At 55.0% G+C, this 13,693-nt stretch carries 6 protein-coding genes; 1 reads left to right on the top strand and 5 read right to left on the bottom strand.

The window, feature by feature from the left end:
* Positions 1 to 26: 26 nt before the first annotated feature.
* Entirely contained in the window at positions 27 to 4,562 is a 4,536-nt protein-coding gene (locus SV7mr_RS17675; RefSeq protein WP_145275160.1) for a PVC-type heme-binding CxxCH protein, read from the bottom strand.
* Positions 4,563 to 4,660: 98 nt separating this feature from the next.
* Positions 4,661 to 7,267, bottom strand: coding sequence for a c-type cytochrome (locus SV7mr_RS17670; RefSeq protein ID WP_145275157.1), 2,607 nt, complete (start codon positions 7,265 to 7,267; stop codon positions 4,661 to 4,663).
* Positions 7,268 to 7,519: 252 nt separating this feature from the next.
* Here SV7mr_RS17670 and SV7mr_RS17665 point away from each other — a divergent pair, with 252 nt between their 5' ends.
* Complete coding sequence (locus SV7mr_RS17665; protein WP_419187543.1) at positions 7,520 to 8,920, top strand: sulfatase family protein; 1,401 nt, start codon at positions 7,520 to 7,522, stop codon at positions 8,918 to 8,920.
* Between the two features lie 135 nt (positions 8,921 to 9,055).
* Here the strand turns inward: SV7mr_RS17665 and SV7mr_RS17660 are convergent, their stop codons facing one another.
* From SV7mr_RS17660 to SV7mr_RS17650, 3 genes are all read right to left on the bottom strand, one after another.
* Positions 9,056 to 10,585: a sulfatase family protein gene (locus SV7mr_RS17660; RefSeq protein ID WP_145275151.1), complete on the bottom strand. Its 1,530-nt coding sequence runs from the start codon at positions 10,583 to 10,585 to the stop codon at positions 9,056 to 9,058.
* Between the two features lie 223 nt (positions 10,586 to 10,808).
* A complete protein-coding gene (locus tag SV7mr_RS17655; protein ID WP_145278570.1) occupies positions 10,809 to 11,690 on the bottom strand; it encodes a ThuA domain-containing protein in 882 nt (293 codons plus the stop codon).
* 162 nt (positions 11,691 to 11,852) lie between these two features.
* Positions 11,853 to 13,439 carry a sulfatase gene (locus tag SV7mr_RS17650; RefSeq protein ID WP_145275148.1) on the bottom strand — a complete coding sequence of 529 codons (1,587 nt, stop codon included), beginning with the start codon at positions 13,437 to 13,439 and terminating at the stop codon, positions 11,853 to 11,855.
* Positions 13,440 to 13,693: the final 254 nt, after the last annotated feature.

Below are 13,693 nucleotides of genomic sequence, written 5' to 3'. Positions count from 1 at the left end.
AATGTACCGACTAAAGCAGTCGGTCCCTACAGCGGTCCGGTTGGTTTCCCATGCATGTTGGGAAGCGAATCCGCCTGCTCCGGTCGCACGTCAAATCGATGCAGCACGTTCTGCAAGAGTTTACTCATCGCGGGATCATGGTAAACGCCCCAGGCTGTTGCGATCGATCCGGTGTGGAAGACGCGACCACCTTGAGGACGTTCCCAGTAAATGATTTCAGCGATGGTGCTCTCATTGCCGATGCGTGGTTTGTGACCTTCGGCGTTGTAATCAATCACACGTCGCTGATCGTGGCTGCTGGCAACGGTGACAATGCCTTTGGGTTCGACCAGACCTTTGACCACCGAGTCGGCTGTGGCTCGCTGCAGCGTTGAAAGCCGCACATCGTACTCATGGCCCACCGCTCCGACACCCTTGCGAATGATCCCCAGCGTAGCGCCTTTCTTGAGACCCACTTTGTGAGGTTCGTTGAACAAGAAGTGATCGGGTTGCTGGACTTGGTAGGGCTTGAAGGTTCCACCCCAGCCAATACACGTCAAACCGACGACCTTCCAAGCAGGGTAGCCACAGAAACGCATGAGGCTGCCCCGTTCGAAGTCGTGGCTGTGATAGAGTTCGCCGACTTGGGCGTGCCGTCGTCCGCCAATGCTGGTGCCAAATTTACGACACTCCATGTAGGCGTCGTCCTTGTCGTAGGTGACACGCCAAAACATGGTGTTGCCCGAAAGCACCACCGCATCACCGCCGGCTTTGAGGTAGTTGTCCAGTCCATCGTAGGCTCGTGCAGACCAGTATTCGCTGTGACCATTGATCACAACCGCTTCGTATCCTTTCAAGAGGTCTGGATCACGGTCGAGGTCACGATCGGTGACCACGTCGTAGGCGTAACCCTGTTTGTCCAGCCAGAGGTGTAGGAAACGTTCGCCACGCATCAGGTGGCTGTATTGATTGTTGATGTACGTCTTGTTGGGGCCCGCGGATGGCCAAGGGATTTTCATTCCCAGCTTGTACGTTGGTTGGCCATGTTGATGGTCGCGGTAACAACTGTACGCTGGAGCACCGGGGTGACTGTTCGTTAGGCCGCCGGTTCCCATTTGTGTCAGCTGGGGGCCATGGGCGTGAGCAAACGGTGCCGAGTTGTACGCCAGCCATGTGTTTGATGACACGAGAACCAAGATTGGTGCTTTGGGGCGATCCTTTGGGCGGCGGACGATGAACGTGGTGTAAACTGTTTTCGCTTGGCCATCGATTTTGAAATCAAATCGTCCTGCATACAGCCCTGACCGAGCGTCGGCAGGCACTTCAAACGAATGGCTGACGCTCCAGCGGGCGTCGTATAGTTCATCGGACGCTAGTCGCAGTCCATGGCCACGATCTGAGTCAGCGGTGGGGTCGTAATCGCTGTCATGACGATCAACGCTGGCAGCATCAAAGCTTGGTCCGCCGATCATCCAGGTTCCGTTGTTGATGATGGTTCCATGTCTGGCGTTGCCGCCCACCTCTGCGACAAAGGAACCTCTCTCTTCACGAAGCGGCCAACAGGCTAGCACTGCGTTGCCTTTGGGGACAGTCAGTCCACGATCGGCATGTCGCTGTTTGACGTTGGCCGTGGAGAGTGCTTTGTCAGACAGACTGACCATGGCGACATCGCCATTGTAGAAGTTGTCACTCACGCCATGGCTGCCGTACGCACCAATTCGCAGCGCGGTCTGGCCGGGCAGAACGGTCCCTTGATAAGGAAACTCACCGGCCAGTTCACCATCGATGAAGATGCGTTTCATCTTGCCGTCCCAAGTCCCGACAACATGGTGCCACTGTTGTGTCTTAAGCCATCCGGAGTCGGATTCGTGCAGCGCGGCGCGATTGAATTGACCGCCTTGGTCGGTGATGAATGCGATGCGATCACCATTGAGGAACAGCCCAATCCCGGAATGCTCGGGGTAATCATGCTGGGTGATCAGGCCTTGCCAACCGGCCAATGAGAACGGGCGGATCCAGCATTCAATTGTCAGTTGGCTAAGCTCGCGATCGGCGGCCAGGCCTTTGTCAGCATGAATGTACGAGCCGGGGTGGATGGGCTGAGAAGTGGGCTCTGGATTTGGGAAACTTGCCAGGACCGGATCTTGGTCACGGTTTTCAGGATCGGCGCCAAGCCGAACCACACGCAGTTTGTAGGGAACCGTACTGCTAACGCGGAACTCGATTTCGTCGCCGGCCGCAATGCTTTTTTGAGCATAGGCGTGCAGTCCGGGCAGAGTGATCGCCCTGTGCGGCGGCATTTCATGAATCGTTTGCTGGATCGTTTCCCGTTGCGACAGCGGTTGTCGTAAATAGGCAACCAGATCTGCAATCTCCTGCGAGGTCAGCATCTTATCAAGGCCCTGAGGCATCATCGAGACGTTGGAGTAACGGGCTTGTTCGATCTGCTGATAGGAAACGGCTTGCACCTGCGTTTCAGAGGTTGCCAAGAACATTTGTTTGGCGGTCTCTTTGACCAGCAAGCCAGAAACGACGTTGCCATCCTCGGTTAGGACATTGATGGTTTCGTGGTAGCGGGCGATCGAGGCACTGGGATAGGCGATTGCTTCAAGCAGATCTCGCTCACTGCGAATGGCTCCGATCATGGTGAGGTCCGGCCCCAATTTTTCGCCCTGGTTGCCACGCGTATGACAGAGCAGGCACTTGGATCGTTCTTGGTTTGCAAAAAGCTTGGCGCCGCGCCCTGCATCCGCCTTGGGCAGGAAGGTTGCCAACTGATTCAGGTGCGCCTGCTGACGTGCTATTTCGTCCGGTGAGACCGGCAAGGGTTTGGCGGGCAAGATTTCTGGGTACTCGACTTGAGGAGCGTTCTCTTGCGCGACTCTCTGCATGGCGCGAACTTGTTTGGCGAGCGCATGATCGGACGCGAGCACTGTTTCATCCGCGATTTCAAACAGGGCATAGATGATCGCGTGCTTGAAAAAAGCGTCCATGCTGTCGGAGTAGCAATCCAGCAATGGCTGCACTGCGGTTCGGTCTTGCAAACGCCCCAGTGCCATCGCAGCCAGTCGACCAAGGTGTGGGTCGTGGTTGCCAAGCAACGTGATCAGGTCCTCGGTCGCTTGGGAATCACGCCAAAGAGCAATGCTATGAATCGCCGCTGAGACGATGTCTTTGTCTGCGCTCGTGAGACAGGATCGAACGGCATCGCGTGCTCGCGGATCATCGATGCGATGCAATGTCCACACTCCCGGCACGGACGCTTGGCCGTGGGACAAGGCCGCGATGTTCTCTGGTTTGGCAAGTGCATCCATGGCTCGTTTGGCCACCGCAGGGCGGGGATCGGAAAGCCAGCTGACCTGTGGCACGGTCCAGGCCAGATTCAAGCCACGGGGATCGTGAGGGGGTTTACCACCTTGCTTCTCTAAACGATAAATCGCACCCAAGACGTCCGGTTTGGCGATCTTTGATGTCGGGCAGCAGATCATGTACCAACTGCCTGTGTCGGCGATCAGTAAGCTTCCGTCAACGTCCTCGATCACGTCCGTCGGATGGAAGTCCGTTTGATCGCTTTCAAGCAGCGTGCTGGTTTGAGCCGTAACGGTGGACTGTGCTGGAGTGAGAACATGTCGCGAGAGTCGGCGCATGTTGAATTGCGTGCAGAGCAAATCGCCTTGTAAACCCAATGAATCAGTTTTCGCCATGACCATGCCCGAGGGTGCCGCCGGCCCGAGTTGAGTCAAGATCGGCAACAAGTCACCAGTCGCCGGATGAGGTTTCAAGACCCTGGGGTTTTTCCGTCCGTAGGTACCTCCATAAACAGCGTGCAAGATGCCATCGCGCCGTCCTGGTTTCGAGAGATCAAAGAATGTGCCGCTCAAGAATCGTTCACCGGTTTGGCTGAACGCTAATCCCACGGGGTTGTTCATGCCGCCGGTGATCACCATTTCCAATTGGCTGCCGTCGGGGCGAGCGCGGTAAATGTGTGCCGCGTTGGACTGAACGAGGCGTCCACCGCTGAGCTGATGTTCCTGTGGTGCGAAGGCCCCTTTGCACCAATAGAAAAAGCCATCCGGGCCTAAGTAAGGACCATGCAGGTCGTTCCCACAGCCTTCAATGGACCCGCCATCGAACCAGATCGTTCGCTCATCGGCGACATGATCGCCGTCAGTGTCACGGAATTTCCAGATGCAGGGTGGCGCGCCAACGTAGACCGCCCCCTCGTGCACCAGAATGCCTTCGGGAAACGAGAGGTTCTCGGCAAAGACCGTGGACTGATCAAAAACACCATCACCGTCGCGATCAACCAGTCGCAAAATGCGATGCTGAGGATCGTTAAGTTGTTTGGGTGCTTTGTCGGTATTGCCTGAGCTATCGGTGACATACAGCGCGCCCGCCTGGTCATAGCACATGTGAATGGGACGCTTGACCAATGGAGGGCCGGCGACCTTTTTTAGTTGATAGCCATCGGGGATCGTGAAATGGTGCGGGGGCAGGGAAATGGTCTGTTCGCCTGCGACCGGTTCAAAAACGTTTAGAACCAGCATCACGAGCAATGTTGCAATCAACTTGATTCGGTGCATTGGGGATTGGTCCGCTGAAAGGAAGCGAGCGACAGAACATACAAGAGCTGGCGATTGGCACGCGTGGCCATCACCCGCTTGAAGCACTCAATCAAGGGTTATGGCTGAAAGAGTTCGTGCTTGGCGTCCCCGCCACTGATCAGATACGCGATTAGGTTCATGATCTCTTCCTCAGTCATCCGATTGAAAAGCCCCTCGGGCATCGGTGAGACCTTTGAAACGACCAGCCTTTCAATCTGATCGCGAAAGATGGTCACGCGGGCGTTGGGGTCAGTCAGGTCCGTGTTGATGACGATGGCGTCTCCGTTTCTGCGCACACCCAAATTGACAATGACGCCCGAATGGATTTGGCCTTCATCGGTCAGCACTTGCACCGACGAGAACTGGTCATTGATCACTTTGCTTGGGTGGATGACTTGGTCGATTAAGTCACGAACGGAGTAGCGTCTGCCAGCGGTGGTCAAATCAGGGCCTGTCATGCCGCCTTGATTCTGGAAACGGTGACAGGCGTAGCAGCCAGCGGCGGCAAACATCTTCCGACCATTTGCAAAATCACGTTGTTGGGGTTTGCTGCTGGCGGACTGTGCCAGTTGATCGACCGTCCATTGCGTTTCACTGCGCCCGGCAAAGATTTCGCCCAAGTTTTCCAAGGCCGATTTCTTTTCCGGCTTCTTGGCCAGGATTTCCTTGAGCGCAGCTTTGTCTGATTTGCTAAGCGATGCCACCGCGTCATCGCGAATGAACTTGACGAACGCTTCAAAGCTCGCGCCGCCTCGATAGTTGGCGGCTTTTAAAAACCATTGGAAGTACTCTGTTCGCAGTTCTTCGTTCCAGCCAGTTTTTAGCAAGCGGATCGAACGAGCGTACTGGACTTGCTCTTCCTGAGTCGGAACCGAGCGGATCATCGCCATCGCTTTCGTCGCCGTCTGTGGTGCTTGCAGCCAAGCCAGGGTCTCGCAGAGCAGCCAGTTCAGTTCAGCGGATTCCGCTGGAAACAACGGATCGATCTTCTCGACGATCCGTTTGACAGAGGCTTCGTCTGGGCGGCCAAACCGAATCAAAATGATCTGCAAGGCACGTTGGTAGGTCAGTTGACGCGACAAGTCGAGTTGGTTGTGGTCAATCTCCAAGAGCGATGTGAGCAGTTTCTGACGCATCGCTGTGTCCACCGCCGGCGAATCTTCTGGACGATGTTTCGGGCAGGTTCCCGCGACGCGACCGAGGGCTAGAAGCGCTTCGACGCGGAGACTTGGATCGGCTTCCGTCAAGGCTTGTTCGGACCAAGTGGACCACGGTTGGTGTTCGAGTGCGGTGCGTGCAGCGAAGCGAATGAAGCGATCCTCGCTGGACAATTGAGGCCAAGCGGCCACAACCGCGCTGTGATTGTGGCGGCCATGATAGGCTTCCAGCGATCGTCGTTGTTTGATCGCGTCACTGATCTGGGACGCAGCCTTCTGCGGCTTGGTGGATTCATTGCCGACGTAGGTCACTCGGTACAGTCCCGATTGAACTTTACGACCGCCAATGGTGAAATACATCGCACCATCGCCGGGGTGAATGATGGCGTCGGTAATTGGCAATGGGGCACCGGTGACAAACTCTTCCTTCGTCGCCGTGTAGGATGAACCGTTGGGTTCCAGGTGAACTGCATAGAGTTTGCCCCAGCTCCAGTCCAAGGCGTATAGAGCGTCTTGATACTTCGCTGGGAACTTGGCTCCGTATCCAAACGTCACGCCGGTTGGAGAGCCCGGTCCAATGTCCAGAACTCCCGGCAGATTATCAGCGTAGAAGGGTGGGCGTTTGCCAGCTCCGTTTCGCCAGCCAAACTCGGCTCCACTGGTGACATGATTGATTCGAGTCGGACGATACCACGGTGTGTTGAAGTCATACTCCATGTCCGCGTCATAGGTGAAGAGTTCTCCGTCACGATTAAACGCGGCGTCAAAAATATTGCGAAAACCGTTGGCATAGGCTTCGAAGTTTTGACCGTCAAAGTCGACTTTGTAAATGATGCCTCCAGGGGCCAAGACACCACGGTTGTGCCCTCGGCCATCAGGAAAACTCGGTAGCAAGTGGTCTTCGCCCCAGACCTGAGGCACTTGTGACGTGTTCGCAAGCTGCGTGGGTTTTGTAGTGTTACCTGTGATCAGGAACAACGACTCTCCATCGGGGCTGGGCACGACAGCGTGCACGCCGTGGTCACCGCGCGCCTGCAGTTCTCGCAACAGTTCAACGTGATCCAATTGGTCGTCTTGATCGCTATCGGTGACGCGATACAGGCCACTGGGGATTTTGCTTTCATAGTCGTTGACGCCGACGTACAACGCCCCCTTCGTCCAGACCATGCCATTGACGGCGCGAATCTTGGCAGGGACGGGTTGGATATCAGAGTCGCTCAGTGTTTGGTTTGTCTTCGGAGGCTGCACACGATACAGGCCGCCGAATTGATCGCTGACCAGAAGCCGACCCTTGTCATCAGTGCACAGATTGACCCACGAGCCATGCTTCTCTGCGGGGACAGAGTAGAGCAGTTCGACTTTGAATCCATCAGCGGCTTTGATACGGCTGACCGGTGTGGCTTGCTGTGCGGTTCCTTTCGGGGAGCTTTCCGGTTGCGCTGCTTTTTCTTGCGCTGATGTTTCTCGGGAGGTGGCAGTCGCTGCGATCAAGGCGATCAGCAGCAGCAGCGAGCAAAGGCGATTCATGGCGAACTTTAGAAAAGGTTACGAATTGCAGGAGTGTCAGCGACGTGAGAGCACACCGCGAGGAGGGGAAACTGGCTTCGATATTCTAACCCACTTTGGCTGCAGCGACTGAACGTCTGCTCGGTTTTCCCGGCTCGATTTGACGAACTCTGAATGCCTTTGTCGTGCATCAAGGTTCTGCTGTTGGTATCATGTGTCCCCCAGCGGTTGAAGCCGCTTGAGTGCTCTTCCTTTTTGAATCAAGAAACCATCGTGACTGCAATCCTAAGATCTCTGGCGTTCGTATTGATTTCCATTGGCTTGGTCGCCGGGGCCCGCGCTGCGGATCGGCCCAATGTGATTCTGATCATGGCAGACGATGTCAGCTGGGAGTGTTTTGGTTGTTACGGTGCCCAGGATTACAAAACGCCGAATATCGATCGCTTGGCGGCTCAGGGAGTGCGTTTCCAGCATTGCTATTCCACACCGATTTGCACGCCCTCACGCGTGAAGATCATGACGGGCAAGTATGGCTTTCGAAATTACTCGCACTTTGGATACCTGAATCCAAAGGAAAAGACGTTTGGTCACATGATGCAGGATGCTGGTTACCGCACGGCAATCGCTGGGAAGTGGCAGTTGAACGGGCTGTACAACACCTTGCCAGGAAGTGACGACCCAACGCGGCCACAGAAGGCTGGCTTTGACGAGTCGTTGCTGTGGCAGGTCACGCGAGGAAAAGGCGGCGACGGTGGAGAGAGATTCTGGGATCCGCCTCTCGAACACAACGGCAAGTTCATTACCAAAGAGGAGAATGCTGGGAAGTATGGTCCTGACTTGCTGACGGACTTTGTTTGTGATTTCATTGAACGCAACCAAGAGGAACCGTTCTTTGTCTATTACCCAATGGTTCTGGTCCACGACCCGTTTGTGCCCACGCCGGATAACCTTGGCGATCGGCCAATCAATCATGCGTTAAACAAAGCCCCTAAAGGTTATGACGCCAAGAAAGAGAACTTTGTGGCCATGGTGAATTACATGGATAAGCTGATCGGAAAGATCGCCGACAAAGTGGACGAGTTAGGCTTAGGAGAAGAGACGATCATCATGTTCACCGCTGACAACGGAACCAATACGGGGATTCGCTCGCAGTGGAATGGAACGGAGATCAGAGGCGGCAAAGCCGGGATGAAGGATAATGGGACGCATGTGCCGTTTGTCGCTCGCTGGACAGGACACACGCCCAAAGGCAAAGTGCTATCCGATTTAATTGACTTCACAGATTTCTACGCCACCTTGTCCGATGCGGCAGGACGCCAGAAGACCGTCGACGACCCCATCGATGGACGCAGTTTCTTTCCTCAACTAAACGGCCAAGAAGGCAATCGCCGACAGTGGGTGTTGTGCCATTATCAGTGCTATTGGAACAAGGCACCCGGCCAGTACGCTCGGACAGCTCAGTACAAATTGTATCGCGATGGGCGCTACTATGATGTCCCGATGGATCTGGATGAAGCCAATGATCTGGGCGGTTCCGTTGACGGTGAAGCAGCGAATGTCCGTAAGGAGCTGGCGTTCTTATTGAAGCAGTGTCCACCAGTTCCTTCAGGAAAGTTAGGTCGGACTGCCAAAGAACGCCCCCTCTATCCAGAGACGCCCAACCTGTTGGACTAGCCGCCAGTTGCCAGCACTTGCTTTGCCGTCTTGTCTTTAAACACCAGGTGGGCGAAGCGACATCGCGGCATGTGCGGAACGCGGTTGTTTAAGGCAAAATTGCATGTGGTGGAGGTGCCTTGATGGGGATGCCTGTTACGGCGTTGCAGGCCTCTTGGCGACTTGCCAATCTTTGTTTCTTCGCAGGCCGTAATAAGGATAGTAATCCCACAGGGCTGGTTCTCCGGTCATGCGAGGGTCGTTTGTCTGCGTTAGATGTTCCTCAAGTTCCTGGCGTAATTGGTCTTGGACCTGAACGTACTCTTCCAGGCCTGCCAGGTTCGTGATTTGGTCCGGATCTGTGTCGACACGGTAGAGTTCCTCCGCCGGTCGCTTCGCGAATGCTAGGTCGTAATACCGGCGAATCCTGGGGTCATCGGAATGGTCCATCAGGAATGATTTGGACGGTGACGAATCCACTTCTCCAAACGGGATTGCGCGGGCGCATTCTGAAGCATCGGGGTCGCCTGCTGGCCAGCGTTCAGGGGCGCCGTTTTGGATGTACAGCCAGTTGTCTTTGCGAATCGCGCGGCAAGGATAGCCTTTGCCTCCTGCTCGGCAACCATCGTGCCTCTCCATTGCAATGAACGCTCGATCGAACGTTCGATCGTCCTCTTGTTGCGTGTTCGTCAAGATGGGCCCTAGATTCCGTCCCGTCATTTGATCGGGGATATCGATCTTGGCGGCTGCTAGGAAGGTTGTTGCTAGGTCGCTTAGATTGACGAATGCCTTTGATGTGCGTCCTGGCTGTTGGATTCCCGCTGGCCATCTCGCGGCAAAGGGGACGCGCGTCCCGGCATCATAGAGACTCGCTTTCGCTCTTGGGAACGGCATGCCATGATCGCTGGTGACGACAATGATTGTGTTCTCCAATTGGCCGGTCTTTTCCAGCAAGTCAATTGTTCGCCCGACAACTGAATCGAAGTCTTCGACTTCCACCAGATAGTCCAACAGGTCACTGCGAACGACTGTCTCGTCCGGTAAGTAGGCGGGCACTCGGATTTGATCGAGTTGTTTGCCCTCCTTGATTCCGATTCCCTTTTCAAAGCCGCGGTGTGATTCATACGTACCTAGCCAGAAGCAGAACGGTTCGGCATCGGGCTTTGCAGCCAGAAAGTCCGCGAAATTGCCAGCGTAATCTGTTTGACTGATGTTGGCGTAAGCCGGCTTTCGTTTGCGGCCGACATAGAGTTTGCCAGCCGGATTCTCGGTTCGTCCGCCTGGTGCCAAACGCCCCGGCGACCAAGCTTTTCCGGTAGCGCCAACGTGATAGCCGGCTCTCTTTAAAAGTTCCGGATACGTGGCAAACTCAGCGGGCAAGGTGCTATGAATGTTGCCTGCTTCCTTCAATCGCCAGATGGGTTGCCCCGTTAGAATGGCGCTGCGTGAAGGCCCGCAACTGGGCGCGTCGCAGTAGGCGTTGGTAAAACGAATGCCTTCATGAGCGATCCGATCGAAGGCCGGTGTGTTTACACCGCGGCAGCCATTGATTGTGGCATGTTCAAAGCTTTGGTCATCGGAAATACAAAGCAAAATATTGGGGCGATCATTGGCATCGGTTGAACCGTGTTCTCCCCAGCCACAAAGGAGAAACGCAAAAGCCACAAAAAGAAGACGGCGAGTCATCGGGAGCACTCAACGAAGAGGTGATGAGAGAAAGCAGGGAAGGTGGTTTGGCGAGCCTCGCCGATCCAACGTGCGAAACGGTGGAGCATTACGGCGCCGCAATCAGTGGCATCATCGGCGAGGTGATGCGGTTGGTTTGTGACAGATCGCATCTGATCAAGCGTTTCTCCGCCAACGCTGATTGAAGCGTCTCCGCGACCGCGGCAACGTTGGGAATGTCGGTTTACTTTTTGTCGAGATTCGTTTTTAGCTGTTCGTCGCTGATGGCAGGTGATGGGCAGCCAGTTTCGGGGACATCGACATGGGCTGTCCAGAGAATCGCGTTGAGAACGACCTTTCGGAAGTTTTCATCCTGCCAGCTGACATGATTATGGGCTCCCGTAAAACCGAAACCTCTTCCTCCGGCGGGACGTTGATAAGCCCAGGCGACCACCTGTGATTCACCTGATTCGACAGACTTGCGAACCGTCGGGTTGCCACTGCGAGCACCGTCGGGACGTCGAAGTGTCGTCAGCGGGGGCAGGTCGGACAGGATCGGTGTCACCCCTTTCATGTCTTTGACAAATCGCATGTGGTAGTACCATTCGTCATTCACGCTAAACGGCTTTACGCCTCTTGTGATCGGATGTTTGGGAAGGCTGTCAAAGTTCGGCGTCCAGTGTGGGTTGACGGACCAGTCCAGGTCGCAGAAGCCGCCCATCCAATCCAAAAACTTTTCTCCCGGCTTCCCCTTCTCTGCTTCCGTTGCCCAGTGGATCATCACGACGCCTGTGCCTGACTTCATCAGTTTGTCAAATTCGTCAAGGTGAGGGTTCAGTACATGTCCTCGATGGCCTGTGCAGAAGATCACCACCGTGGCGGCATCTTTCAGGATCGACGTGTCCTTGGGGTATCCGGGGTGAGGGACAAGTTCAGCTTGAACGTCTAAACCGGATTCATTCAAGGCTTCAGCCAGAATCATGTTTCCGGCTCGATGCTCGTGCTGCATGCGGCCATGACTCGGGCTACCGGAAATGAAAACAATCTTTGTCTTCTCTGCGGTTGCGACGCTGCACAACATCGCGAACAAAAGGGCCAACGGGGTGGCAAGTAAGGGGCGTTTCATCGCGTTGCCTCGCAAGAGGTGGTTCGTCGAATTGCCATCGTTCAATGGCTTGATGGTGAACAAATGATCGAGTTTCAGGCGCGGTGTCTTCAAGTTCTGCCACGTTGGGAGCAACGCCCGGTGTCTCACGAGACGTGCTTCCGCCGTTTAGCATCCGATTGCCTAATGTGACGGTGGATTGTAATTCGGATTGGGCGGCATCATGTTTGCGTGGACTCGTTCTCGCCACGCTTGCAACTGACCGTGCAATTGTTTTGCGATGGCGGGTTGCTTGGAAACAAGGTCGTGTTGTTCGCCAAGATCGTCCTGCAAGTTGTAAAGCTGCAGGGTTCCGTTTTCGAATGATTCCAGCAGTTTGTAATGGCCGGATCGGATGGCACCGCCAGGGCTTTGCATCCCGTGGTTGCTGTAATGAGGGAAATGCCAAAACAGTGGTCCACGCTCAAACGATTTTCCCTCTAATGCAGCCGCGAAGCTGACGCCATCAACAGCTTGCTGGGGCATCGCTGGCAAGCCGGCCATTTCGAGCAGTGTGGGGAAAAAGTCCGTGCTGATCACGGGTTCATCACAGACCTCGCCAGCTTTTCCATGACGCGTTCCATTGGTGCCGGGCCATTTGACGATCAAGGGCACTCTGATGCCGCCTTCGTACAGCCAACCTTTTGCGCCGCGCAACGGCAAATTCGACGTGGAAAAGGCAGCATCCAGTTGGGTTGGCCGGACGACCCGTTTGGGATTGCCAAAGTTTGCCGCCGACATGCCGCCGTTGTCGGAAAAGAAAACGATGATCGTGTTCTCTGAGACTCCGACCGATTCCAACGTTTTCACGATCCGCCCCAAGCTTTCGTCCATCGCGCTGACCATCGCGGCAAACTGTGGGTTGTCTTGATGTTGCTTGATTTTCACGGTGCGCTGGGGAAGCACTTTGTAGCCTTGGTGCGAAGCTTGCTTGGCGAGTTCATCAAGCTGCTGACGCGATGCAGGCTGTGGATCGTCTGGATTCCCTTCGAGAATGAAGTCGGGGCCGGTTGGTTTCGCTGTAAGTCTGAGCTTTTTGTGATACTGATCGACCAGGTCCTCACGCCCTTGAATGGGATCATGGACCGCGAAGTGAGACAGGTACAGGAAGAACGGACGGTCCTGATTGGCCTGAATAAACGCTTCCGCAGAATCCGTTAAGCGATCCGTCAGGTATTCTCCGGGTTGATCCACCATGTCAGCAAACTTAAATGGAGCATGGTAGCCTGCTTTCGGCCAGCCTTTGTTCCATTGCGGTACCCGACGATCAAAACCTTGCTGCAGGGGACCGTGCGGATCTTCGCCAAGGTGCCATTTCCCGATGTGCATGGTTTGATAGCCGTGTTCTTTCAACGCTTCTGCGAGCGTGATTTCTGACAGCGGAAGCTGCTGAACAATGTCTGCATTCTTGAGGCGTTGAAAGGGAAATTCACGCCGGCCGCTCAGCCAATCAGTGAGTTTTAGTCTGGCGGGGTACTTCCCGGTCATGATGCTCGCTCGCGTCGGCGAACAGACATGACAGGCAGCGTAGGCATTGGTGAAACGAACACCTTGCTGGGCAAGTTGATCGACATGAGGTGTCTCGTAAAATGAGCTTCCGTAGCATCCTAAATCCTTCCAGCCCAAGTCGTCGACCAGAAAGAAAACGATGTTCGGGGCTCGTTCCGCAGCATGCGAGGATGAAATCCACGACAGCGTTGCGGTCAGCAGGATCGTAAGGATGAGTTTCATGGAATCACAACGAGTCACGGGAGGATCAGAAGCATTCAAACCGGCATGTTAGCAGATTGAGACGCCGGAATGTTTAACTTGCATCTCTTCATGCGACATGCTCGCGTGACGGTCTTCGGCGACGAATCAGGAAAACGATCCCCGCGGGCAATACTGCACGGGCTGCTTGTTGGGGTGATGCGTCACTGGAAAATGATTGCTTGCAAGCACTGCGTTCACAATCCATGCTTCCACAAACACACAGGGCTTCCTTA

Source organism: Stieleria bergensis, assembly GCA_007745635.1.
In the GTDB taxonomy this organism is placed as follows: Bacteria; Planctomycetota; Planctomycetia; order Pirellulales; family Pirellulaceae; genus Stieleria; species Stieleria bergensis.
The sequence above is the reverse complement of the archived record's forward strand: the minus strand, read 5'-3'. Positions and strand labels throughout refer to the sequence as shown.